The organism is Prosthecobacter sp., assembly GCF_034366625.1.
In the GTDB taxonomy this organism is placed as follows: domain Bacteria; phylum Verrucomicrobiota; class Verrucomicrobiia; order Verrucomicrobiales; family Verrucomicrobiaceae; genus Prosthecobacter.
Genome location: NZ_JAXMIH010000008.1, coordinates 599,614 through 623,977, shown reverse-complemented (window position 1 = coordinate 623,977; position 24,364 = coordinate 599,614). Strand labels below are relative to the sequence as shown.

Here is a 24,364-nt window from a genome sequence, read left to right as displayed (position 1 = left end):
GCGCCCCTTTCCCATGCCTGCCCGGTTCATCCTGCGATCCGTGAAACGGCCTCCCGTTTCCCCGCCTCAGGACGTCTTTAAATCATTCAGCAGTTGAATTGTTCTATAATTTCCATAAATAGTCCGTCATGCAGCTCTCTGCGTCGGCGTCCTCCTTCTCTCCCCAGCCCCTGCTCACCCCGGCCGAGTCTCTGTTTCACGCCTGCTTGGAAAACCTCTCCTACCAGCGCTGTCACATCCAATGCAAACCGCGCCTCGCGGAGCTCCTCCACTACGAAAGCCTCTCTGGCTTCCACAAGATCTGCCAGCGCCACATCGACTTCCTCATCTACCGCAAAGAGGACTGGCAGCCCATGCTCGCCATCGAGTTCGAAGATGAGAACCCCGACAAGCTCGCGAGCAAGTTGCGTGACCGGACGCTGGTGAACGAAGTTTTCCACGCCACTGGGATCCCTCTCCTGCTGGTTCAAGCGAAGGAAATCTATCAGATGGAGACCCTCGCCCACAAACTCACCGCCGCCTGGCAGGAGCGCTGTGTCGCCTTGGCGGCCACACCTCCGCCCGCCCCGGCAGGCGATACCAGGTCTCTGACCCAGCCACTGGAATCCCCCGCGCCCAAGAACCGCCTGAAGAAAGCGGCGGTGCATTCACTTCTTGGCTGATCGGCCGCCCTGGCTTCCAAGCACCCGTCGGGCCACTGGGCACACACGGCCTGCGTGCGTCTTGTGGATGGCTCGCCTCGCCTAAGCCTACCCTTAACCCGCCTGCGTTGACTTCATCTCCTGGGACCGGGAGCTTTCCTCCGATCATGAAAGCACGCTCCCTCCTCCCCATCCTCCTGCTGGTTCTGCTGACCCTCGGATCCGCCTCGATCCAAGCCGCCGTCGTCTTCTATTCCGACCGCGCCTCTTGGGAAGCTGCCGCTGGCGGCGGTGTGGGCGACATCGTGGACAACATGAATTCCGGCACCTACACCGCAGCCGCCCTCAACCGTGGCTCCTACGTCATCACCGGCGAAGCCTACGGCTTCTTCCCCAACGGCAATCCGGTCAACGCCATCGATGGTAGCGGCTACCTGCGCCTCTTTCTCGATGCCACCAACGACACCACCTTCACCTTTGCCTCACCCATCCAAGCGTTTGGCTTCGACGTGCATCCTGACGGCACCAACCTCGTCGGCCCCACCGTTCTCGTCGCTTTCGACGGCTCCCCCGCCACCACCTACACCCTGCCCACCTCCAATGTGAACGGCTTCCGCGGCTTCATCTCCGACACCTCGCTCACCTCCTTCACCCTCACCAGCACCCAGGACGCTTTGCATGGCGTGGACAATCTCGAAGCCTACACCGCCGCTGTTCCCGAACCCTCCCGCGCCCTCCTGCTCCTCCTCGGCGGCATCACCTGCCTGTTCCGCAGACGCAGAGGAGTTTGCAGTTGTTGACGATGGTTGACGGTTGTTTGCCGTGGTTGGGAATCGTCCTCGTTGGGTGAGTCGTCGCTTAAAGGTGAGGCACTACCACCTCATCACTCCATCACTCCTAACTTCTCCCCATCTCTACTTTCTGCTTTCCCATTTCAGCTTTTCAGTTTCTCAGTTTCTCAGCCTTTCCCCTCTCATCGTCCGGAAAAACACCCCGGAACCACCGGGCTGCTTTTCATCGGTGTCATAATAGATCGTGCCGAGCGTCTCGCTGTCGATCTCCACCGTGCGCGGGCAGGCACGTCCGCCGATGGGGCGACCGGGGTTGTAGAACTCCACGGGATGCTCCAGATCCCAGGTCTGTCCATCATCGCGCGAGACGATGAGGTTGATCACGTCACCGCCGATGCCCGGCCCGACGATTTGCGAGGCGAGCAGCCAGCCGTTGTTCAGGCCCATCATCTCATGACGCCAGCCTTGCGTGAAGACATCCGGGAAGGGCTTGATGGCCTGCCAGGTCTGGCCGCCATCGGTGGAGCGCCGCCCTTTGCCGCTGATGAGCGTCCCGACAGGCGTACGCACGAACGGCACGAGACCGTGGCTCGTCCCGTCGCCAAAGGCGGTCTCCTTTCCGGTCTTCGGATCATAGCGCACCGTGCGGTCGGCCAGCGGCAGCAGCCACGCCGTCGGCGACAACTCGACGATTGGATGACGGATGACGCTGTGAATCTTCGGGTCGGCATTTTTCGCCAGATTCACCGGCGCGCTCCACGTCAGGCCGTCGTCGCTGCTCAGCGAATAGGCGACGTAGCGCGACTTCACCTTTTCCTCCGGCGCAAACCACACATTCCAGCAGTGCAGCAGCCGGCCGTCGGACAACGTGGTCAGCGAACCCGGGTAAATCGCGATCTTGTCCGTCGGCGGAAACAGCGTGGGCGGCGACCACGTCCTGCCACCGTCCGTCGAACGGGTGATGAGATGCGGCATGTATTCCTTCTTGCAGAACGTGGCCACCAGCGTGCCCTTCGTGCTGCGGCATAGCGCCGGATGAATGTGTCCGCTGACGCCTGTTTCAATGCGCACGGGAGCAGAGAGTCCTGTCTCTTGGCCGGACACAGTAGAGCAGACCCAGAGCAAGGCGGCGACAAGCCATGCTGCTGAAAAGCTTCCAGGCGAATGACCCACGGGGAGTGATGGTTGGCGGTGCATGAGTTGGACAAGTACGTCGCGAGCAGGGCGTACTTCATTCTACGACCACAAACCACATGACAACAAAACATCGCATTTTCACAACCAGCTTCGCGAGTGTCTATCCCTACTATGTCGCAAAGGCAGAAAAGAAGGGGCGCACCAAGGCAGAAGTGGATGCCATCATTTGCTGGCTGACAGGCTACAATCAGAACGAGTTGGAAGGACAACTGAAAGAGCAGACGGATTTTGAAACCTTCTTCCAGGAAGCTCCCAATCTGAATCCTTCCCGCGCTTTGATCAAAGGTGTCGTTTGCGGCGTCCGGGTGGAAGACATTCAAGAGCCGACGATGCGGGAAATACGTTACCTGGATAAATTGGTTGATGAACTAGCCAAGGGGAAGTCGATGGACAAGATTTTGCGGGTCTAGTCTTGGTACCGCAGCGAACCGCTGGCTGTTGGACCGGGAGTGACGTTCATCGCAGCGGCGGCACCCACGAATCATGGGACCTCCCTGAGGGATCTCCCGGACAGGCGGAGAGATTTACGGAGTTCCTTTCGTTCACACTTCTCTCGTCAACATGTGGTTGGCACCTCTTTATCTGCCATGAAACACCTCTCCACACTGGCGATCACCCTCTTCGTGGTCGCGACGGCAACCGCCGCCGACTGGCCCACGTATCGCGCCGACGCTCAGCGCAGCGGCTACACCTCGGAGCAATTGCCGCGCGAACTGTCGCTAGCTTGGAGCTACCGACCGCTGCACGGCCCGAACCCCGCGTGGCCGCGCGACGACCGCATGATGTTTGATCGCGCGTTTGATGTCACGGTTTCGGGGTCGCTGGCCTTTTTCGGCAGCTCTGAGGATGGCCGCGTGGCGGCACTCGATACCGCCACGGGCCGTGAGCGCTGGTCGTTCTTTACCGACGGACCGGTGCGCTTTGCGCCCACCGTGTGGAAGGACCGCGTCTTCGCCGCCAGCGACGATGGGTATCTCTACGCGCTGTCGATGGCCGATGGGCGGTTGATCGATCGGTGGCGCTGCGGGACGACCGACGAGATGATCCTGGGCAATGGTCGCATGGTCTCGCGCTGGCCGATGCGAGGAGCGCCGGTGGTGTATGACGACATCGTGTACTTTGCGAGCGGCGTGTGGCAGTCCGGTGGCATCTTTATTCGTGCCCACGATGCCGCCACCGGGAAAGAGGTGTGGCGCAACGACGAGGCGGGCAAAATTTACATGCCGCAACCCCACGGCGGTGCCAACGCGGAGAGCGGCGTCTCGCCGCAAGGGTACTTCGTGGCCACGGCGGAGCAACTGCTCGTGCCCACCGGCCGCGCCGTGCCGGCGGGTTTTTCGCGCCGCACGGGCGAGTTCAAGTATTACCAACTCCAGGCAAATGGCCGCGTGGGTGGCACTCTCGCGGTGGCGATGGGTGAGAGCTTCTACAACGCCGGCAACGCCTATGACGTGAAGACCGGCGATCTCCGGGCCAAGCTCGGCGCGGGCACGGTGGCCGCCATGCCAGGCGGGCTCGTGAATGGCACGGCCACCGGCGTCAAGGTCGTGCGGCTCGTCGAGAAGGAAGCGCCAGATCGCAAAGGCAAAATGGTCAAACAAGTCGCTCACGAAGTCGATTGGAGCGCGGACAAGATCGATGGCAGCTCGGCGGTGATCGTGGCGGGCAAAACCATTTTCGCAGGCGGTGGCACCACGGTCACCGCCATCGATACGGAATCGCGCCAAAAGGTCTGGTCTGCCGAAGTCGATGGCGCTCCCTTGGGTTTGGCGGTCGCTGGCGGCCGGTTGTTTGTCAGCACGGACCGTGGCACGATCTACGCCTTTGATAGTGGGAAGCATGAATCGCCTGCGGTGATCCAGGCAACGCCGCAGGCCGTTGTAGTCGATGATTTCTTCCAAAAAGCAGCGGACGAAATCATCGAGCAGACCGGCGTGAAGGATGGCTACTGCCTGGATCTGGACTGTGGCGACGGCAGTCTGGCGCTGGCCCTGGCCGCAAAAACGAATCTGCAAATCTATGCGATGAGCGCTTCGGCCGATGACGTCGCCAAAGTGCGCAAGCGCGTGAGCGAGGCCGGTTTGTACGGAGTGCGCATCACCGTGCATCAAGGCGATCCAAAGGCGCCACGCTACGGGAAGTATTTTGCCGACTTGGTGGTGTCGTCGCTCTCACTGCGGGAAGGGCCGATGGCCGCAACAGCCGAGAATCCGCCGGCCGTACTGCGTCCGTATGGGGGCCAGCTTTGCTCCGGCCCGCCCGGGGCGATGAAGGTCGTGACGCGCGGAGCCCTCGCCAACACCGGAAGTTGGACCCACCAATATTCGGACCTGGGCAACACGAGCTGTTCGACCGACGACGTGGTGAAAGGTCCGCTGCGCGCGCTGTGGTTCCGCGATGTCGATCTCGAACTGCCGCAGCGCCACGGTCGCGGACCGGCGCCGCTGTTTTACGAAGGACGAATGTTTGCCGAAGGGCTGCACGAACTGCGAGCGGTCGATGCCTACAATGGTCGCACCCTCTGGACGTTCGCGCTGCCGGATGTGCTAACTTCCTACAATCAGGATCACCTTTCGGGCACCGCGATCACCGGGAGCAATTTCTGCGTCGCGGGAAAGCATGTGTTCGTGCATGACAAGAAGAACTGCTACAAGCTCGACACTGCCACTGGCGAAAAAGTCGCCGTGTTCCCAGCCCCGCCTCAGGTGGATGGCACGCCCGGGGTGTGGGGCTACATCGCTTGCGATGGCGAGACGCTGTTCGGTTCGCTGGCCCGGGCGGAGGTGAAAGTCCGCCACAATTGGAAGGCGGCCGACATGAACGAGCTGCTCAGCGAATCGTCGGCCTTGTTCGCGATCGACCCGGCCACGGGCAAACTGCGGTGGCGCTACGACGCCCAGCAGTCGATCCGTCACAACGCCATCGCCATCGGCTCGGGTCGCGCCTATTTGATCGACCGTCCCCTCGCCGCAGGTGACACATGGGACCCTCGTGCCGACGCCAAGACGAAACCGCCGGTGATCAAGCAGGCGCCGGGTCTCCTGGTGGCAATCGACATCAAGACCGGCAAGACGGCGTGGACGAACGACGACGACATCTTCGGCACACTGCTGGCCTATCAGGCCGATCAAGACTCCTTGCTCATGAGCTACCAATCCACACGCTTCAAGCTGCCGTCGGAAGTCGGCGGCCGCATCGCGATGCATCGCGGAGCCACGGGTGAGCGAGTGTGGGCCAAAGACGCGACCTACACCACCCGCCCGCTGATCAATGGCGGCACGATCTATACCCAAGGCGGTTCGTGGGACCTGGCGACCGGCGCGGATCGGCCATTCGAGTTCAAGCGCTCGTACGGTTGCGGTCAACTCGCCGGCTCAAAGCACATGCTGCTCTACCGGTCGGCCACCTTGGGTTATCTGGACCTCACGCGCGGATACCCGGAGGATTTCGGCGGCATCCGCCCCGGCTGCTGGATCAACGCGCTGCCCGTCGGCGGGCTGGTGCTTCTGCCCGACGCCTCGGCCGGCTGCTCATGCAGCTACCAGAACCGCTCATGGATGGCGCTCGAAGGGAATTGGTAGTCGGTGGAAGGAATCAGGAACAGGTGCGGGCAAAGTGTTGAGTTCAGAGCCTTTTCTCGTTCACTGCCCAATGCCCTCCTCCTCCCGCGTTCGTTACCGTGTTGTCGGCTTCATGCTGGCGCTCGGTGCCGTCACCTATCTCGACCGCGCGTGACCCTCAGCGGCGAGCCACCGGCGTCACTGGGTCGTTTGCTGGCCGATTCCGCGTTGAAAACTGCGGGCTGACCAGCCGGAAAATAATAAGGAAGACAGTTCCAGGCTCTTATTTCACGTCCTCACTTCTGGCGAAATAATCGGATTAAGCTACGGTGCGTCATGGGAAAAGACCATTATGTGCCCAAGACGTATTTGCGCGGATTTACGCCGGAGTATCGTCGCGGTCGGAACGGAGGGGAGCTCGCTGTCTACCGGCCCGGTTGCAAGGATGGCAAGAAACTGAGCATCAAAGGCTATGTGGCATGTGAGCCTGACTTTTACGGCTGTCATCCTTTGGACAAAAATTGGTCGACCACGATTGAAGACAAGTGGCCTGGTGTTCGAAAGGGAATTAAGGATGGAAACATTGACACAGCGCTGCTGGACAACTTGTTTTCATTCGTCAGCGCCCAACTCCTGCGAACTCCTTCGTCAATGGATCGTTTGGCCCGCATCCTCAACTACGAGAACGCCTCAGTTAAGGAAATCGAAATAGAAGGACGCAAGTCGAAAGCTTTGTTTATGGGTTACGCCAATACTCAGGACGTGCTAAAACACGTTGAGGCACTTTGGCCGGAAGTTCGACGTGATTTGGAATACTCATACCAATGGACTGTGCTACGGGCCACAGGCACGAACGCATTTTTGACGAGTGACAATCCGTGCTCCATGGATTCGTACGGAAGCATCCTCATGCCTGTCGCCCTTGACTTGACCCTCTTCGGATTTCGGACTGCGTCGTCCGCTGCACCCATGGGGCACATAACGGTCGCCCGTGAGACTGTTGATGATGTAAATGAACGCATCGTTGGTGCATGTGATTCGTTCATTTACTCTCATGAATTGTCGGATGACGTAGGCTCCTTTGTGGTTCAACACTACAGGGCCAAGGATATCATGGAGTCGGGTCGCGCTTTCAAGAACGGCGCAACTTCTTTGAGTGAGGAAGAAATGATTCACATGGTAAAGCGCTTTGAAGATCTTCGGAAGAATCCCTGAGACTGTCCACTTCGACACAGATGCGTGAGCGCTGGTTGAATACCGGGCATTTTCTCGTTCACTGCCCGATGCCCTCCTCCACCCGCGTCCGCTACCGTGTTGTCGGCTTCATGCTGGCTCTCGGGGCCGTCACCTATCTCGACCGCGCGTGCATCGCCACGTTGTCGCCGGACATCCGGCGGGATCTCGGGCTGAGCAAGGATCAGATGAGCTGGATCTACAGCGCCTTCGCCATCGCTTACGCAGCGTTTGAGATTCCGACGGCCTGGTGGGCTGACCGCATGGGTACGCGCCGAGTGCTCACGCGCATTGTGGCGTGGTGGTCCGTGTTTACGATGGCCACCGCCGCCGCCTGGAATTTCTCATCGATGCTGGTCATCCGCTTTCTGTTTGGTGCCGGTGAGGCCGGCGCTTGGCCGAACATGGCGCGGACTTTCTCCCGCTGGATCCCGCGATCCGAACGCGGCACGATCCAGGGCATCTTCTTTGCCGCCGCACATGTCACGGGAGGATTGACGCCGCTGATCGCGCTGGCGGTGGCGGGCCTGTGCGGATGGCGCTGGACGTTTGTGCTCTTTGGTGTGCCCGGCATCTTGTGGGCCATCGCCTGGCACCGTTGGTTCCGGGATGATCCCGAGCAACATCCTGCGGTGAATCCGGCGGAACTGGCAAAGATCGTCGCAGGCCGCGATCAAAGCACCGGGCTACACGAAGGCTGGGCTTATTGGAAGCAATTGCTGAGGCACCGCAATACCCTGCCGCTCTGCCTGATGTATTTTCCCAACAGCTTTGGCTTCTACTTCTGCATCACCTGGCTGCCGGATTATCTCCGGGAGCAGCACGGCTTTGATGCGATGCGGCTGGGCTTTTTCTCCGGCCTGCCGCTCCTGCTCAGCATCGTGGCGGACCTGCTCGGCGGACTGGCCACGGATGCCGTCACGCGGCGCTTTGGATTGCGCCTCGGGCGTGCGGGCGTCGGTGCCGCCTCCTACCTCGTCGCTGGCTGCGCCATGCTTTTAGCGACGACCACCACGCATCCAGAACTCGCGGCGTGGTGCATCGCCACCGCGGTGGCGGCCAGCATGTTCACCCTCGGCGCCTCCTGGGGAACGGTCATCGACATCGGTGGCAGTCATACGGGCGTGGTGGGCGCAGCGATGAACACCAGCGGCCAGATCGGCAGCGTGATTTGTCCGCTGATCGTGATCTGGTTGCAACAACACTACGACTGGAATGCTCCCCTGTATCTCATCGGCGCCCTCTTCCTGGTGGGAGCCGTCGCCTGGGGCTTCATCAATCCGCACCGGAAGATCTTCGAATAGCTGAGGTGGTAGGGCGCGTGGTCCCCCACACGCCGGGATGACGGCGGCTGGGGGCCAGCCGCCCTACCCCGGAGGAACGTGAGACAGGCAGTCTGTGTCACAAACTGGAGTGGTCCGCACATTCCATGTGCGGTTCAGACTGCCGCACACGGAGTGTGCGGACCACATCGGCTTTGCCGACTTTGGAACCCGGGGTAAGAGCGCCGATCTACAGAGCGGCCAGGGTCTTGCGTCAGGCGTATCCTCGAGTGCGAGAAGCCCGCTACCGCCGTGAAGGCAGGAAGCCGGCCGGGTGAACGGCTTCTGTCCAAAGGCTGTCCAAACCTTCACACGGAGTTCCACGAGCGAACTCGTTCCGCCGGAACCGGCGTTCCCGACCATCCCAACCCTGATCCCCCTTTCGATCATGTCCGCCCTCCCCATGACCGCCCCCTTCGGCCTCCCGCCACCGCCGCCTTTGCCCAAGGCCCCGGCGCCGGGGGCTGCGCCCGCCGCGCGCTTTCCCACGGTGCGCGAGTGGAAGGCCATCGTGGCCGAGTACCAGCAGCCTTCCACCTGGCGTGCCACGTGGCAGTTGGTGAACACGCTGGTGCCCTATGCCGCGCTGTGGCTCCTGATGCACCACTTCCTGAGTGTGTCGTGGTGGATCGTGGTGCCGCTGGCGATGCTGGCCGGGGCGATGCTGGCCCGTGTGTTCATCATCTTCCATGACTGCGGCCACGGATCGTTTTTCAAATCGCGCCGTGCCAATGACATCACCGGCTTCATCACCGGCCTGCTGACCTTCACGCCCTACCATCACTGGCGCTGGGAGCACTCGCTGCACCATGCCACCACCGGCGACCTCGACAACCGTGGCGTGGGCGACCTGTGGACGATGACAGTACAGGAGTATCTCGAAGCCTCGCGCTGGCAGCGCTTTGCCTACAAGCTGGCGCGCAATCCCATCGTGCTCTTCGTCATCGCGCCGTTCTACGTCTTCATCATTCATCAGCGCTTTCCCAAACGGGCCGCTGACCTGCGCGAGCGGCGCTCGGTCTGGTTCATGAACCTGGCGCTGCTGGGCATGGCGCTGCTGCTGATCTGGTGGTTCGGCCTTGTGCCGTATCTGATCATCCAGTCCATCATCATCGGCGTGGTGGGCGCGGCGGGGCTGTGGATGTTCTATGTGCAGCATCAGTTTGAGGACGCCTACTGGGAGCATCACGAAGACTGGGACTACACCGCCGCCGCGCTGCAAGGCTCGTCCTTCTACAAGCTGCCGCGCATCCTCCAGTGGTTCACCGGCAACATCGGCTACCACCACATCCACCACCTCAGCACGCGCATTCCGAACTACAACCTGGAGCGCTGCCACCACTCACACCCCGTCTTCCAGCAGGTGAAGCCGCTGACCATCCGCACCAGCCTCAAGTCCCTGGCCTTCCGCCTGTGGGATGAAAAGCTGCGCAAGCTCGTGGGCTACCGCCGCATGCGCGAGGTGCGCCGCGAGCAGGCGGCGGCGAAAGCCCAGGCCAAGGATCTGGCCGTGCAGAACTTCGAGAACGAGGGCGGCCACGTCATCCAACCGAACGCGAAGTGAGGGAGGGGCACGAGTCGTGCTTTGACTCGTCCTATTCCTACTCGTCCTCCTACTCGATGGATCGGTTCGGCGTTGATTGACTCCATCCTTCGTAGCGCTGCGATGCCAATCCTGCTCCCTGCATTCAACCAAGGGAGGAAGAGGAGGAGTAGGATGATGAAGAGGATTCTTGAGAAGGTAGGGCGGGTTGCCCTCAACCCGCTGTGACACCACGAGCGGCGGCTGGGGACCAGCCGCCCTACCCACGGGCCTTGCTGGCGGCGGCAGGCGGCATGGCGTTGATCCAGCGTCGCAGCAGCTCGAACTCCGCGCTGGTGACGACGGACTTCTCTTTCTTCGGCGGCATCTCTTTGAAATGAATGAGCTCGATGAGCAGGCTTTTTTGCGCATTGCCCGGCTTGATCGCCGGGCCTGTGTCTCCGCCGGTGAGCATGGATTCCAGCGTCCGCATGTCGAGCTTGCCACCACGGCGCTTTGCACCGTGGCAACTGAGGCATTTCGCCTCGAAGATCGGCAGCACGTCCCGCTGGAAATCCGGTGCCGCAGCCTGCTTGTCGTCCGCCCATGCATCGACCTCGGCGAGGCTGCCAAGCAGCAGCCCGCAGAGGAGGACATGAGGACGGATCAGCATTGCCCGCCGGGAATGATCTAGGCCTGAGCGACCACGTTCACGAAGCAATGCACGTGCGGCAGCACCCGGTAGTTCCAGACGAAGCCGGGGCCCTCGATGCGCCAGGCGTCCCAGCGGTCATTGCCCTTCTCCGCGTTGTCCTTGTAGAAAGCGAGGCGCAGCTTCTCCATGCCGCCATTGGTCTTGATGAGCTGCATCACCTCGTCGCCATCCTCCTGGCGGAAGGGGCTCAGCAGCTTGCGCATGACACCAGCCACCAGCGTGCGCTGGGATTCGTCCAGATCGCCGTAACCGACGCCAGTCGCCGGCTTGTCCACCAGCTTGGGCTTGAGCGCGCCGACACCGTCACCCGGTGAGCCGACGATGACGGCCTGCTTGCGCTGGGGTTCATTGAGCATGTCAAACACGCTCATGACTTCCTTCGTCTGATCGTTGTACACGTTCACGTCGCTGTGGCCGTTGGCGGAATGGCCGTAATACATCGGGCCGCCGAAGGCCGTGTTCGGCTGCGAGTTGCCGTCGCAGCGCAAGGTCAGGTGATGCCCGGCGAAGACCCAGGAGAAGGGATCCTTGCCCGATGGATCGCCGAAGATGGCGATGCCGTTGTTTTCAAAGGCCCCGCTGTTGTCCCACTTCCCACGGCGGCTGATGCGGTCATAGGCTTCATCGCCGGACAGGATCGCCTTGAAGGTCTGCTGGATGAGATCCTGCTGCGGCTTGGTGAACTGCTCGCCGATTTTCTTGCCGAGCGGCGCGGCGTTGTGCGTCTTGAGGCGTGTCGCCACGCCCGAATCAGCGCCATGCGCCCAAGGCAGCACCACCGCTGATTTTTGCTCCGGCGTCAGCGTGCTGAAGAGCTCCCGCGCCAGTCCTTCCGCAGGCTTGGCCGCGCGTGCCGTTTCATTCGCCGCACGCACCGTCGTGGGAGAGAGCAGCGCCGTGCCGCCCATCATTCCCATCGCTCCGCCCGTCATCACGCGCATGAAGTCGCGCCGGCCTAGAGCGGCCGATGGCGTGACGTGTTCGGAGCATTCGGGGCAAAACTGCGGCGCTGGGTTGGGATGTGTGTTCATGGCTGGTGACATCATACCGCGCCAGGGATTCACTTCTTGCTGCCGACGATGGCTACCGGACCTCAAAGCGCAGCGTCGTGGCCTGGGCCGGTGTCACCGGCTGGTCGCGATCCACCTCAAAGGGTCCGAGGAGGTTGTTCCCGGCGAGGTCTTCGAGCAGCGGGTCGATGACGATTTCGTAGCGACCGGGCGGCCACTCCTCCGCAGGGATCAACGACCATGACCGGGCGTCTGTCGCGACATGGATCGCTCCCTTCACCTCTTGATCGCCGCTGCGGACGTGCAGCGCGGAGTACAGCATGGCGGGATCGAGCGATTCATCGAAAAGGAGGTGCAGTGGATCGCGCGTGCCGCGTTTCGGAGCGGTAACCTTCCAACGCTGCGGCTCAGGACAGGCATGATCGACGGCTCCGGCGGTGATCGGGAACGTGATCTCCTTGCCCAAGGCGATCCCGGCGGCGGAGCGCCACGTGGCGGCGAGCTTCAGCGTGTACGTCTCCCCTTCCACGAGCACCGGGCCTTCATCCTTGTTCAAATTAACGCCGGTCTTCTGCCGCCCGGGATGCAGCCAGAGCGTGAGGCGTTTGCCATCGGGCGACCACAGCTCCGTTTCACGAAACGCACCCTGAACCACGCTGCCATCCAGGCGATGCAGGGTGATGCGGTCGAGAAACACGCCCTGCTCCATCGGCTGGCTGAAGTGCAGGTAGAACTTCAACGCGTTCGCCGGAAACGGTGTGTCGGAGTGCAGCATGATGGCGGTGGGCGCCACGGCCTTCGGCAGTTCAAAGCGCAAGCGCTGCGTGCTCCAGGTGCCGTCTGTCTTTTGAAACTCGACGCGATAGCTTTCTCCCGGCACGAAGGGCAGCGCGGGCGCAAAGCGCACGATGGCCTGTTCCTTCGAGACGCTGCCAAACAAGGGCGCCTTCGCCTCACCGCGAAACACCCGCACATCGCTGCCCGGTGCCTCGACCTGTCCGGCTTCGTTTACGCGCACCTCGGCGGCGTGAAGCATCACGCAGCCGAGGAGATGCAATACCAGCCACCGTTTCACGGCAGCGCGGCGACTTCGAGGCTCAGGGTGCCCTCGGTGTCGCGCAGGATGATGGCCTCGGTGTTGCTGAGCTTGTCCACCTGCACGGCGCCGAACAGCGCATCGACGATCTCGATGCCCTCGGGGCCTTTGGACTCCTTCTCGTCACGACGCGCGGCGTTTTCATTCGTCTTGTCGGGCGTCTTGGCGTCGAGGTAGTCCATGCTGATGCGCGCGCCCCACATCTTGCTGGGACCGAAGGCGTTCTGCTTGAAGCGCTGGGTGTGGACGACGAGCCACTCCTTGCCGCTCTTGTCCTCGTAGCTGAAGAGATCGAGCGGACGGTTGCCGCTGCCGAGCTCGACCATGCTCACGCCTTTGACCTGCGCGCCACTCTGGATGTCATCAACCTTGAACTTCGCCACCGGCGTGCAGGCGAAGGCACCGACCACAAACGTGCCTTCCTTCGATTGATACGGGACGAAACTCTGGATCGGGGCCTTCGTCTCCCACTTGCGATGCGCCACATGATACGTCTCCGCGCTGAACACGCTGGCCGTGGCGCCATTCTTGATCGGCACGGGGATGGTGAAGATGCGCGAGGCGAACTCCTCATTGCAGGTGCCGGTGGCAAACACGCGGTCCTTGTCGAAGGCGACGTCGGTGATGTTGGTGACCTTGCTGGAGGTGCCACCGGGCAGCGTGACGCGCACCCAGGGCAGCGGATCGAGATTCAACGGAGCCACCTTGCCCTCGGCATCGACGCTTACAATGAGCACCGCATTGTCAGGACGACGCTGCACGGCGAGGTAGATGCGGCCGCTGGCCGGATTCACGGCGAGATCTTTGACGGTGATGTCCTCCTTCTTCGCGCCGAGGCCGTCGGCAATCGCCCCGCCTACATCAGCCACAGTTTTTTTGAGCACGGCCTTCGTCGCAGCGGTGTCACCGGTCTGAATGGCGAGAATGCTGGCGGTGCCCGGTTCAGCGACGAGCAGCAACCCCTCGGGGCCGAAGCTGATCGAACTGAGGGACTGGAGTTTCAAACCGCCGGTCTGCGGCGATTCGATGAGGCGGGAGGCGGCGACCGGCGCTGCGGAAGCACCGAGCGTGGCGGCAAACACAAAGGAGAGGCAGATGGCTTTCATGGCTGGTTGGATTGGGATTCGCGGGATGGTACGGGATTGGCCGGGCGAATGTCACGAACAAAGATGAAATCGAAGTTCACACGGAGTTCATCGTCTGAGGCTTGATCTTTCCTTGAAAACAACGACCCCGTACAAGCCGCATGAAAAAAACGCCCCCTGAAGACCGCAAGCCGCCAAAACGCACTTTGTCGCGCTGGCAGTCGCTCAAGCGGCTCACGTTGATCGTGGTCATGGGCGGCTCGCTGCTTTGCACGCTGACGGCGGCGGTGGTCATCGGCATCTACAGTCATCTGGCGAAGGATTACGACCTCACGAAGCTCGGCCAGATGCCGGAGCGCACCATCGTGATGGATTACAAGGGCGAGATCCTCGGCCGCATGCATGGCGAGAACCGCATCATCGTGCCGTTGAGCGAAGTATCTCCCTGGTTTGTGAAGGCGCTGCTCGCCCGCGAGGATTCACGCTTCTACAGCCACAGCGGCATCGACTACAAAGGCGTGGCGCGCGCAACGGTGCGCAATGTGAAGGAGATGCGCGTGGTGCAGGGAGCGAGCACGCTGACGATGCAGCTCGCACGCAACAGCTACCCCGACCTCGACGACCGCAGCCTGCACCGCAAGCTGGTGGAGATGATGCTGGCCCGGCGCATCGAGAAGGCCTGCTCGAAGGAGCAGATCATCGAGCACTATGTGAACCGCATCTTCTACGGCCCGGGCATTTACGGCGTGCAGCGCGCCAGCCAGGTGTACTTCGGCAAACATGCCAGCCAGCTCAACCTGAGCGAGGCGGCGATGATCGCGGGCATCATCCGCAGCCCCGTGCGTTTCTCCCCCTTCCGCAATTACGAAGGAGCGCTCAAAGAGCGCGACACGGTGCTCCAGCGCATGGTGGAGACGAAGGTCATCACACCGGAGGAGGAACTGGCCGCGCGCTATGCGGACATCGCGCTGCATGCGCAGCCCGTGTTTCTAAGCCAGGGCGGCTATGCGCTCGACACCGTGCGTCGCGACCTTGATTTGATCCTGGAGCAGCAGGAGATCGAGGACGGCGGCCTGCAGGTCTTCACCACGCTGAACAAGGAGCTGCAAGACGCCGCCGAGGCCTCGGTGGAGAAGCGCCTCACCGCCGTCGAAAAGCAGCGCGGCTTCCAGCACCCGAAGAAAGCGGATTTTGACAAGACCTGGGACGGAACGCTGGAGATCACCAGCACGCCTTACCTCCAGGGAGCGCTCATGATGCTCGACAACGAGACCGGCGGCATCCTGGCCGTCGTCGGCGGGCGTGACTACCGCCACAGCAAGTACAACCGCGCCACGCAGGGCGAGCGGCAGATCGGATCGACGGTGAAGCCGTTTGTGTATGCCGCGGGTGTCTCCGCCGGCTTCATGCCCGGCACCTTGATCAACGACGCGCCCATCCAGCCCGGTGAGATCGACGGTGCCGACCCGAACTGGAGTCCGCAGAACTCGGACAACAAATTTCTCGGCATGGCCACCGTCACCGACGGCCTCGTGCGCAGCCGCAACACCATGACCGTGCGCCTTGGCAACTACGCTGGTCTCGACCGCGTGATCGGCCTGCTCACCAACGCCGGATTCAACCAGCCCGCCGAACGCACGCCGCAGATCTTCATCGGCAACCTTGGCGGCAATCCACGCCAGCTCACCAGCGCGATCAGCATCTTCCCGAATCAAGGCCTGCGCCGCCGCCCCTTCCTCATCGACCGCATCATCGACAAGGCGGGCAACATCATCTACCAGACGCCCGTGCTCGAGGCCGAGGTCATCACGCCCAGCGTCGCCCATTTGATGCGGCACATCCTCGCGCAGGTGCTGGATCGCGGCACGGCGGCGGCCCTGCGCAGCACCTACGGCTTCAAGGAGCCCGGCGGCGGCAAGACCGGCACCACGAATGATTACAAGGATGCGTGGTTCGCCGGCTACACCGACCGCCTGAGCTGTGGCGTGTGGGTGGGGCTCGACAAACCGCAGACGATCGTGGAGGAAGGCTACGGTGGAACACTGGCGCTGCCGATCTGGGCCGATGTGATGAAGAAAGCCATCGCGCTCGGCTACAAGACCGAAATCCCCAAGGTCACGCTGCCGCTTTCACGCGTCACGCTGTGCCGCGTGAGCAGCCAGCTCGCCACCGACGGCTGCGGCCATGCCCGCACCGCGTATGAGGAAGCGCTGCCCTACGATCTGGTGCCGCAAAACTTCTGCGCGGAGCACCAGGGCTACGCCGCGCCTCCGCCACAGCGCATGCAGCAACCCTCGCGCAGCGGCCTGTTTGACCGCATCCGCCGGTGGTTTCGGTGAGGCGCAAAGTTGCCTTGTTCCTGCGCAACAAGGAATCCCTGCTCCACAGGAACAGGGCTACTTTCGGCACTCAATACCCCAGCCAAGGTCCGAGCCACTTCTCGGCTTCGGCGAGCGTCATGCCTTTGCGCTTGGCGTAATCTTCGACCTGGTCTTTGGCCAGAACGCTGATGCCGAAGTAATGCACGTCAGGATGGCTGAAGTAGAGGCCGCTGACGGCGCTGCCGGGGTGCATGGCCATGCTTTCGGTGAGTTCGACGCCGGTTTTGGCCGAAGCATCAAGGAGGTCAAAGAGAATTGGCTTCTCGGTGTGATCGGGTTGTGAAGGATAGCCTGGAGCCGGGCGGATGCCGCGGTAGCGCTCTTTGACGAGGTCTTCATTCGTGAAGTCCTCGGGATTTTCATAACCCCAGGCCACGCGTGCCTGCTTGTGCAGGTATTCGGCGAAGGCTTCGGCGAGGCGGTCGGCGAGCGCTTTGACGATGATGGCGCTGAAGGGATCATGCGCCTTCTCGAACTCGTGCGCGAAGTCATCCGCACCATGAATGCCAACGACGAATCCACCAATGTAATCGGCGCGGCCGTTGTTTTTCGGCGCGATGTAATCGCTGAGGGCGTAGTTCGGTGTGTCTTTCTTGATCACCTGCTGACGCAGCGTGTGGAAGGTGCAGCGCACGCTGCCATCCTCTGCATAGACTTCGATGTCGTCGCCGATGCTGTTCGCCGGGAAGAAGCCGAACACGCCGCGCGGGTTGAAGCGTTTCTCGGCGATGACGCGGTCGAGCAGATCGTTGGCACTTTTAAACAGCTTCACCGCTTCTTCTTCAGCCTTCACTTTCATCTCGGCATCTTCATGCGAGGAAGAGAAACGGCCTTCCGCCGTGATCCAGCGTCCGCGCAACTCCCACGAGTGGAAGAAGGGCGACCAGTCGATGTACGGACGCAGTGTGGCGACCATGTCGGCGCCTTCGTGAACCTTCGTGCCGATGAAGCTCGGCTTTGCGATCTCCTGCGTGCTCCAGTCGCACTTGAAGGCCTTCTCGCGTGATTCGGCGATGCTGAGCAGCTTGCGCTCCTTCTTCTTGCCGTATTCTTCACGCAAACGGATGTGGCGCGCTTCGTTTTCGGCGATGTAGGCGTCTCTGTTTTCATCGCTGATCAAAGAAGTCGTCACCGGCACGCTGCGGGAGGCATCGAGCACATGCACGATTGGCCCGGAGTAATGCGGCGCGATCTTGATGGCTGTGTGCGCGGGGCTGGTGGTGGCTCCGCCGATCAAAAGCGGAATCTTCATGCCGCGGCGTTCCATTTCGGACGCGACGTGAGCCATTTCATCGAGCGATGGCGTGATCAGTCCGCTGAGGCCGATGACGTCCGCGCCTTTCTCGATGGCAGCGGCGAGAATTTTGTCGCACGGCACCATGACGCCGAGGTCGGTGACTTCGAAGCCATTGCAGGCCAGCACGACGCCGACGATGTTCTTGCCGATGTCATGCACGTCACCTTTGACCGTGGCCATGATGATCTTTCCACCACCCTGCTTCGCCGCCTCGGCCGGGATGAGATCGGCAGCGGTCAGGGACGTTGAAGAGGAGCCGCCGCAGGCTTCTCCATCACTCGTCCGTCCAGACCCGATGCCCGGCTGAGAGCTTCCAGGGTTCCCTCCTCGATCTGACGAAACCGCGCCGCCACTTCCTGGCTGAGGCGTGGCTTGAAATTGCGCCAGGAGTCGGGCGCTGTAGTCTGGATCGTCGCTGTGGAGTTTGAATTCATCTTGTAGGGTAGTTTGGCCGGTTTGGAGGAGTTCCTCAACGGAATTGTGCAGATGCCCGGCGAGCCAGGCGAGATTTAAGGAGCGCGGCAGCTCGCCGATTCGGTTTTCGACGACAAAGACATCGAGTTCAGGTTTGTCGGCGAACTCACCGCAGAGCTTTAGCGTGGTGCGGGCGGCTTCAAAGTGGCCTTTGGCGGCTCGTTTGAGTGGAACGACGCGGCCCGCACCTTTCGCGGCCCGTTTTGCCATGTTGCAAACGGCATCTGGCCAGTTGCAGTAAACGAAACGCAGCTCAATCGAGCATCCAGCGGCGAAGGCAGAACGGAAGTGCTCCACGGAGCGCGCATGGTTTTGCAGCGTGCCGTCCATGACAAGGATCGCATTGCCAGTCACCTTGATGTCGGCCGTGGCGGTCGTCTTGCCGCTTCCCTGACCGCCTGCGTTGAATAGGATGGTGTCTTTTGGCTCTGCCTTGCTCAGGACTTTGGCAAACAGCCAATCCACAAACGCCCCCGCTGGCTCCAGGGTGGCGACGCTCCATTGCTGGCGGCTTTCGCGGGTGGCGGCGTAGTCGGGGCTGAGTTCCTGGACGTTGTTGCGGTCGAGGACGTTGTCAAAGCGGCGCTTGTATTCGGTGGAGGCGGCTTCGAGGTCGGCGGCCAGCTCGGCGGCGAACTTCACTTCAATGCGGCGTTCTTCGAGGCTGAGGCCGACGTAAGGCGTGTAATGGAAATCGTCGCTGACGATGACATCACTGCCGGTTTGCAGCGCGGTGGCGGTTTTTTCGGCGATCTCGATGAGCAGCTCGCGTTCGCGGGCTTTGCGGGCTTTTTCGGCCTCCATGAAGGGCTGCAAATAAGCGACGCTTTGCTTCATCACGCGCGCGCTTTTCACGACCTGAGGCAGGAACATTTTACCAGCGCCGAAGAGGTCGCCGACGACGCTCATGCCGTCCATCAGCGGGCCTTCGATGACGAGCAGCGGCTTGCCGAGCTTATCGAGCGCCTCTTGGGTATCGACAGCGATGAAATCAGTGATGCCTTTGAGCAGCGCGTGTTCGAGGCGCTTCTCGACGGGCGCATCGCGCCATTGGAGATCGGCTTCGATCTTCTTGCCGCCGCCCTGGCCTTTGAACTGCTCGGCGTAATCGACGAGGATCTCAGTGGCATCGGGACGACGGTTGAGCAGCACGTCCTCAACCTTATGCAGCAGTTCCTTTGGGATCTCCTCATACACTTCGAGCATGCCGGCATTCACGATGCCCATGTCCATGCCCGCCTGGATCGCATGATAAAGGAAGGCGCTGTGCATGGCCTCGCGCACGAGGTTGTTGCCGCGGAAGCTGAAGCTGATGTTCGACACACCGCCACTGACCTTGGCACCGGGCAGGTGATGCTTGATCCAGCGCGTGGCGTTGATGAAATCGAGCGCGTAGTTGTTGTGCTCCTCCATGCCCGTCGCGACAGTGAGGATGTTCGGGTCAAAGATGATGTCCTCCGGCGGGAAGCCCACCTCATCGACGAGGATGCGGTAAGCGCGTTCGCAGATGCGGATCTTCTCATCGTAAGTCGCCGCCTGGCCGTTCTCATCGAAGGCCATGACGACTGTCGCAGCACCGTAGCGCTTGATGGCGCGCGCACGTTCCTTGAAGGCTTCTTCGCCTTCCTTGAGCGAGATGGAATTCGCGATGCCCTTGCCTTGCAGCATTTTCAGGCCCGCCTCGATGATCTCCCACTTCGAGGAATCGACCATGAACGGCACCTTGGCGACTTCCGGCTCGGTTTGCAGCAGGTTGAGAAACTTCGTCATCGTCGGCACGCCGTCGATGAGACCTTCGTCCATGCAGATGTCGATGACGTTCGCGCCGTTCTCGACCTGCTGACGCGCAATGGCCACCGCCTCCTCGAATTTGCCTTCCTTGATCAGCTTCGCGAACTTCGGCGAACCGGCGACGTTCGTGCGCTCGCCGATCATGAGATAGTTCGCTTCCTTCGTGTGATTGTAGGGCTGCGAGCCGCTCAAACGCATGATCGGTTCCGGCGTCGGCACATGGCGCGGCTCCAGGCCTTCCACGGCTTTGGCAATGGCGGCGATATGCTCCGGCGTGTTGCCGCAGCAGCCGCCCATGATGTTCACGAAGCCCGACTTCGCGAAGTCGGTGGCGAAGTTCGCCATGTCCGGGGGCAGCAAATCAAAGCCCGTTGGTGCGAGCGGGTTGGGCATGCCCGCATTCGGATAGGCGGAGACAAAGCAATCGGCCTTCGTCGCCAGTTCTTCGAGGAAGGGTCGCATCTTGTCCGGCCCGAGCGAGCAGTTCAAACCGATCGACAACGGCTTCACATGCCGCATCGCATTGAGGTAAGCCTCCGTGATCTGGCCCGAGATCATCGTCTCTCCGCCCGGACCGACTGCGGCAGAAATCTGGATCGGTAGCTCCACGCCATCCGCTTCAAATACCTCGCGAATCGCCACCAGCGCGGCCTTGGCATTGAGGGAGTCGAAAATCGTCTCCACCATGAGCGTATCGACACCACCAGCGATCAGAGCGCGGACTTGATGCGCGTAGGCAGTCTTCACCTGATCAAAGGTGACGTAGCGGAAGCTCAGGTCCGTGAGATCCGGGAACTGCGACAGCGAGACAGTCAGGGGCCCCACCGCACCCGCGACGTAGCGCTTGCGGCCCGTTTTTTCGGCCACGATGTCCGCCCACTTTCGGCACTGCTTGGCCGACTCGAAATTGATCTCCCAGGCGAGGTCGTTGAGGAACTTGTCGTCGATGATCTTCTGGAAGAACTCAGGATCTTTGCGCCCGCCTTTCTCACGCGGGTCTTCCACGAAGAACTCGCTCTGCGCGATGCTCGTGGCCGAAAACGTGTTCGTCTCGATGATGTCCGCCCCGGCTTCCAGGAAGCGGCGATGGATGTCCTCAATGATGTCCGGGCGCGTGATGGAGAGGATGTCCCCGTTGTTCAGGATGTCCTTCTCGTTGTCGCGGAAGCGCTCGCCACGCGCCGAGGCCTCGTCGAGCACTCCCTTCTCCTTGTAGCCGCGAATCGTCGTCCCCATGGCGCCATCGAGCACCAAGATGCGCTGGCGCATGGCGGCTTCGAGTTCAGTGCGGCAATTGGGACGGGCGGGCATGGTCGAAACTAGCGCCGTAGCTGGGCAGGTCAACAGTCATATCAACGCATCATGATTTGAGCATGTGATATAAATTCTAATTTACAAGACGAACATCCGTTATACCGACACCCATGCCCGCCAAACTCAAGACCACTCCTGTCGAATCCAGCCCCGAGGCCATCAATGAGAACTTGGGCAAGCGTGTGAAGAAGCTGCGAGGAGATCGCGGCTGGTCGCTCGAAGAACTCGCCAGTGTCAGCGGCGTGAGCCGGTCGATGCTCAGCGAGATCGAGCGCGAGAAGGCGAATCCGACGCTGACGGTCACCTTTCGCATCGCACGGGCCTTTGGGCTGACGTTGCAGGAGCTGATCGAGAGCGCGGAGGCCAGCGCGTCGAAAATTCAGGTCATTCGTGCCAGCGACCGCGCCCAGGTCTTCCGCAGCGACAAGCATCACGAGATCCGCACGCTCTCACCGCTGAATCTGGAGAAAGATGTCGAGTTTTACGAGGTCACTCTGAAGCCCGGCGGCGCGTTGCGCTCGCAGCCGCACTTTGAAGGCACTCGCGAGTTTTTGACCGTCGAGGAAGGCAGTGTGCGCATCGAATCCGACCAGGACACCGATGAACTCACCAAAGGCGACTCCGGCACCTACCGAGCCGATGTGCCGCACGCCATCGTGAACACCGGCAAAGGCGAGGCGCTGGTGTTTCTCGTCGTGATCTATCGCTGAGCGCTTTTCCCAACCCAATCATGAAGCCAACCATCCTCCTGCCCCTCTTGTTTTGCGCCTTCGCCCAAGCGCAGATGCCGCCTGCGCTTGTGAACGCGGAACGCGCTAAAATCCTCGAAGGCGTCAAATCGGTGCCGAAGGCGGGTGCGCCGGGACCGGTGGGGATTTGGGGGAACATCGCGTTCCCGATTCTCTCCGCGCCGGACAAGGATGGGGTCGAAATCGCCGTCGCGGCTGCGGCGGCGTATGCCAAAGGGCGCGTCATCTTGTTTGGACACAACAGCTACCTCGGCGGTGGCGAGGGCGGTGATCACGCGAAGCTCATGGAGAACTGTGTCAAGTGGGCTGGCAACAAGGAGAAGCCACGCATCGGGCTCAAAGGCGTGAACGCGGTCAATTTCTTCAAGCAGCGCGGCTTCAACGCCGAAACCTTCGACACGATCGAGAAAAAGAACCTGTCCGACTACGATGTCGTCATCCTGAACATGCAGGGCGTCACCGGAGCGGAGGAAGGCGCGGTGCTGGCCGAATACATCCAAGCTGGCGGCGGTTTCATCGGCGGCATGACGGGCTGGGCCTTTGGACAGACGAGCGGCGGCAAAGACCTCGCGGTGTCACACGGATTGAATCAAGCGCTGATGCCTGCGGGCGTGGCGATCACGGACATGAGCGCGTTTGACCAGCTTCGCGGTTTCGACGCGCGCATCGAGTTGCCGCAGATGATGAACGCCTCCGAGGCCATCGCCGCGATCAAAAAGCAGCGTGAGGGTGGCCCGGCGCTCGAAGCTGTGGCGATGAAACAGGGAACGAACGCGATCCAGATCGCCATGGCCGCGCAACCGCCGGATCGCAGCAATTTGAAGAACGCCGTACTCGCCGCCTTGGGCAATGCCGGAGCGGATGCGGTAGTCCCCACGGCCCAAGCACCGCTTACTGCCGACAAACATGCCGCGCAGAGATTGCGCCTCGGAATGGAGACGCGCGTGCTGCGTCTCGCTGCGGGTGAAGGTGTGGCCGCTCATCCCGCGCATGAAGTTTTCCCCGGCAAAGTGCCTGCGGGTGCTCCGCGCATCACGGGTGAGATTAAAGTGACGCCATCCATCCTTGGCTGGACCAGCACGGGGCTTTATGCGGCTGCAGGGGAGACGATCACGGTCACTTTGCCCGAAAATCTCGCCGACAAAGGCTACGCCGTGCGCATCGGCTGCCATAGCGACACGCTGTATCATTTAGACAAATGGGAACGCGCTCCCGACATCGCCCGCAGCGTGCCGCTGGCCACTGCGACGACGAAAACGGCCAGCGCCTTCGGCGGTTTGATCTATATCGAGGTTCCTGGTCGCGCGAAGGACGACGCGCCCTTCACTGCGACGATTCAAAATGGTGTTCCCGCGCCGCTGTTCGTTCTCGGTCAGGATGACGACGCAAAGTGGAAAGAGATTCGCCAGCGTCCGGCGCCGTGGGCCGAGATGTCGTGTGACAAGCTCATCATCAGCTTTCCCTCCGAGGTTGGTCGCCTCGTGAATAACCCGACCGAACTCATGACCTTCTGGAAGAAGGTGGTCGAGGCGCAGGACGACATCACCAATCAAACCGCCGAGCGCAAACGGCCCGAGCGCATCGTTGCTGATGTGCAGATCAGCGCCGGTTACATGCACAGCGGCTATCCCATCATGATTCCGACCAGCGCCGCGCCGGAGATGGTGACGTTTGGCAAACTGAAGTTCCCCGGCTGGGGTTTTTATCATGAGATCGGCCACAACCATCAGCGCGGTGATTTCACCTTCGACGGTACCGGCGAAGTCACGAACAACGTCATCGGCATGTACTGCTACCACGAGGTCTTGAAGAAAGACTGGCTCATCGGCCATGGCGCGATCACCGAGGAGGAGCGCAAGGCGAACGTGCAGAAGATCAAGAAGTCCGCCAACAAATGGCAGGAGTGGAAAAGCAGCCCGTTCCTCGCGTTGACGACCTACATCCAGCTCATTCAGGAGTTCGGCTGGGAAAGCTGGCGCAAGTATCTCCACAGCTTCGCTGGCAACGAGTTTGGCCCTGCCCCCAAAGGCGATGATGAGCGCCGCGACCAGTTCCTCGTTCGCTATTCGAAAATCACGAACAAAAACCTCGGTCCGTTCTTTGATGCCTGGGGCATTCCGGTCAGTTCATCCGCGAAGGCGGAAGTGAGCAAGCTGGAGGCCTGGATGCCGAAGGGGATGTGAGGA

The 24,364-nt window shown here is 61.4% G+C and carries 16 protein-coding genes and 1 pseudogene; 10 read left to right on the top strand and 7 right to left on the bottom strand.

Annotated elements, in window-relative coordinates; translation table 11 throughout:
- Window positions 1–128: 128 nt before the first annotated feature.
- Window positions 129–662 (top strand): DUF2726 domain-containing protein, encoded by a 534-nt coding sequence (locus tag U1A53_RS10960; protein WP_322280843.1) that lies wholly within the window; start codon window positions 129–131, stop codon window positions 660–662.
- Window positions 663–808: 146 nt separating this feature from the next.
- Window positions 809–1,441, top strand: a complete 633-nt coding sequence (locus tag U1A53_RS10955; protein ID WP_322280842.1) for a PEP-CTERM sorting domain-containing protein — start codon at window positions 809–811, stop codon at window positions 1,439–1,441.
- Window positions 1,442–1,591: 150 nt separating this feature from the next.
- Here U1A53_RS10955 and U1A53_RS10950 read toward each other — a convergent pair whose 3' ends face one another.
- Complete coding sequence (locus U1A53_RS10950) at window positions 1,592–2,629, bottom strand: sialidase family protein (RefSeq protein WP_322280840.1); 1,038 nt, start codon at window positions 2,627–2,629, stop codon at window positions 1,592–1,594.
- 56 nt (window positions 2,630–2,685) lie between these two features.
- Between U1A53_RS10950 and U1A53_RS10945 the strand changes: the two genes are divergently transcribed.
- From U1A53_RS10945 to U1A53_RS10925, 5 genes are all read left to right on the top strand, one after another.
- Window positions 2,686–3,039, top strand: coding sequence for a DUF2200 domain-containing protein (locus U1A53_RS10945; protein WP_322280838.1), 354 nt, complete (start codon window positions 2,686–2,688; stop codon window positions 3,037–3,039).
- A gap of 177 nt (window positions 3,040–3,216) precedes the next feature.
- A complete protein-coding gene (locus tag U1A53_RS10940) occupies window positions 3,217–6,210 on the top strand; it encodes a PQQ-binding-like beta-propeller repeat protein (protein ID WP_322280836.1) in 2,994 nt (997 codons plus the stop codon).
- A 315-nt stretch (window positions 6,211–6,525) separates the two neighbouring features.
- Window positions 6,526–7,404 (top strand): DUF4238 domain-containing protein, encoded by an 879-nt coding sequence (locus tag U1A53_RS10935; protein ID WP_322280835.1) that lies wholly within the window; start codon window positions 6,526–6,528, stop codon window positions 7,402–7,404.
- A gap of 68 nt (window positions 7,405–7,472) precedes the next feature.
- The gene (locus U1A53_RS10930) at window positions 7,473–8,726 is read left to right on the top strand and encodes an MFS transporter (RefSeq protein WP_322280834.1); all 1,254 of its coding nucleotides are present in this window, start codon (window positions 7,473–7,475) and stop codon (window positions 8,724–8,726) included.
- A 406-nt stretch (window positions 8,727–9,132) separates the two neighbouring features.
- Window positions 9,133–10,308 carry a fatty acid desaturase gene (locus U1A53_RS10925; protein ID WP_322280832.1) on the top strand — a complete coding sequence of 392 codons (1,176 nt, stop codon included), beginning with the start codon at window positions 9,133–9,135 and terminating at the stop codon, window positions 10,306–10,308.
- Between the two features lie 238 nt (window positions 10,309–10,546).
- On the opposite strand, the gene U1A53_RS10920 is transcribed toward U1A53_RS10925, so the two are convergent.
- From U1A53_RS10920 to U1A53_RS10905, 4 genes are read right to left on the bottom strand one after another with little or no spacing between them, the layout of a single operon-like run.
- On the bottom strand, window positions 10,547–10,939 hold the full coding sequence (locus tag U1A53_RS10920) for a c-type cytochrome domain-containing protein (RefSeq protein WP_322280831.1): 393 nt from the start codon (window positions 10,937–10,939) through the stop codon (window positions 10,547–10,549).
- Between the two features lie 17 nt (window positions 10,940–10,956).
- Window positions 10,957–12,012 carry a DUF3500 domain-containing protein gene (locus tag U1A53_RS10915; protein ID WP_322280830.1) on the bottom strand — a complete coding sequence of 352 codons (1,056 nt, stop codon included), beginning with the start codon at window positions 12,010–12,012 and terminating at the stop codon, window positions 10,957–10,959.
- 52 nt (window positions 12,013–12,064) lie between these two features.
- Window positions 12,065–13,066 (bottom strand): Ig-like domain-containing protein, encoded by a 1,002-nt coding sequence (locus U1A53_RS10910; protein WP_322280828.1) that lies wholly within the window; start codon window positions 13,064–13,066, stop codon window positions 12,065–12,067.
- Window positions 13,063–14,193, bottom strand: coding sequence for a hypothetical protein (locus tag U1A53_RS10905; RefSeq protein WP_322280826.1), 1,131 nt, complete (start codon window positions 14,191–14,193; stop codon window positions 13,063–13,065). The genes U1A53_RS10910 and U1A53_RS10905 overlap by 4 nt, the downstream gene beginning before the upstream one ends.
- Before the next feature lie 140 nt (window positions 14,194–14,333).
- Here U1A53_RS10905 and U1A53_RS10900 point away from each other — a divergent pair, with 140 nt between their 5' ends.
- Window positions 14,334–16,511 carry a PBP1A family penicillin-binding protein gene (locus tag U1A53_RS10900; protein ID WP_322280825.1) on the top strand — a complete coding sequence of 726 codons (2,178 nt, stop codon included), beginning with the start codon at window positions 14,334–14,336 and terminating at the stop codon, window positions 16,509–16,511.
- Between the two features lie 70 nt (window positions 16,512–16,581).
- Here the strand turns inward: U1A53_RS10900 and U1A53_RS27075 are convergent, their stop codons facing one another.
- Together U1A53_RS27075 and U1A53_RS27070 are read right to left on the bottom strand one after the other, a co-directional pair.
- Window positions 16,582–19,128 carry a vitamin B12 dependent-methionine synthase activation domain-containing protein gene (locus U1A53_RS27075; RefSeq protein ID WP_345786486.1) on the bottom strand — a complete coding sequence of 849 codons (2,547 nt, stop codon included), beginning with the start codon at window positions 19,126–19,128 and terminating at the stop codon, window positions 16,582–16,584.
- Window positions 19,111–21,426 (bottom strand): annotated as a pseudogene (locus tag U1A53_RS27070) (homocysteine S-methyltransferase family protein); the annotation flags it as partial. The gene U1A53_RS27075 and the pseudogene U1A53_RS27070, both read right to left, overlap by 18 nt.
- A 113-nt stretch (window positions 21,427–21,539) precedes the next feature.
- Here U1A53_RS27070 and U1A53_RS10890 point away from each other — a divergent pair.
- Window positions 21,540–22,139, top strand: coding sequence for an XRE family transcriptional regulator (locus tag U1A53_RS10890; protein WP_322280821.1), 600 nt, complete (start codon window positions 21,540–21,542; stop codon window positions 22,137–22,139).
- 20 nt (window positions 22,140–22,159) lie between these two features.
- Window positions 22,160–24,361 carry a M60 family metallopeptidase gene (locus tag U1A53_RS10885; protein ID WP_322280819.1) on the top strand — a complete coding sequence of 734 codons (2,202 nt, stop codon included), beginning with the start codon at window positions 22,160–22,162 and terminating at the stop codon, window positions 24,359–24,361.
- The last annotated feature ends 3 nt before the right edge of the window (window positions 24,362–24,364 follow it).

Bases quoted from the DNA above. Each gene is read 5' to 3' on its own strand.
- U1A53_RS10960 (WP_322280843.1), top strand. From the start codon at position 129: ATGCAGCTCTCTGCGTCGGCGTCCTCCTTCTCTCCCCAGCCCCTGCTC.
- U1A53_RS10955 (WP_322280842.1), top strand. From the start codon at position 809: ATGAAAGCACGCTCCCTCCTCCCCATCCTCCTGCTGGTTCTGCTGACC.
- U1A53_RS10950 (WP_322280840.1), bottom strand. From the start codon at position 2,629: ATGCACCGCCAACCATCACTCCCCGTGGGTCATTCGCCTGGAAGCTTT.
- U1A53_RS10945 (WP_322280838.1), top strand. From the start codon at position 2,686: ATGACAACAAAACATCGCATTTTCACAACCAGCTTCGCGAGTGTCTAT.
- U1A53_RS10940 (WP_322280836.1), top strand. From the start codon at position 3,217: ATGAAACACCTCTCCACACTGGCGATCACCCTCTTCGTGGTCGCGACG.
- U1A53_RS10935 (WP_322280835.1), top strand. From the start codon at position 6,526: ATGGGAAAAGACCATTATGTGCCCAAGACGTATTTGCGCGGATTTACG.
- U1A53_RS10930 (WP_322280834.1), top strand. From the start codon at position 7,473: ATGCCCTCCTCCACCCGCGTCCGCTACCGTGTTGTCGGCTTCATGCTG.
- U1A53_RS10925 (WP_322280832.1), top strand. From the start codon at position 9,133: ATGTCCGCCCTCCCCATGACCGCCCCCTTCGGCCTCCCGCCACCGCCG.
- U1A53_RS10920 (WP_322280831.1), bottom strand. From the start codon at position 10,939: ATGCTGATCCGTCCTCATGTCCTCCTCTGCGGGCTGCTGCTTGGCAGC.
- U1A53_RS10915 (WP_322280830.1), bottom strand. From the start codon at position 12,012: ATGAACACACATCCCAACCCAGCGCCGCAGTTTTGCCCCGAATGCTCC.
- U1A53_RS10905 (WP_322280826.1), bottom strand. From the start codon at position 14,193: ATGAAAGCCATCTGCCTCTCCTTTGTGTTTGCCGCCACGCTCGGTGCT.
- U1A53_RS10900 (WP_322280825.1), top strand. From the start codon at position 14,334: ATGAAAAAAACGCCCCCTGAAGACCGCAAGCCGCCAAAACGCACTTTG.
- U1A53_RS27075 (WP_345786486.1), bottom strand. From the start codon at position 19,128: ATGGAGGCCGAAAAAGCCCGCAAAGCCCGCGAACGCGAGCTGCTCATC.
- U1A53_RS10890 (WP_322280821.1), top strand. From the start codon at position 21,540: ATGCCCGCCAAACTCAAGACCACTCCTGTCGAATCCAGCCCCGAGGCC.
- U1A53_RS10885 (WP_322280819.1), top strand. From the start codon at position 22,160: ATGAAGCCAACCATCCTCCTGCCCCTCTTGTTTTGCGCCTTCGCCCAA.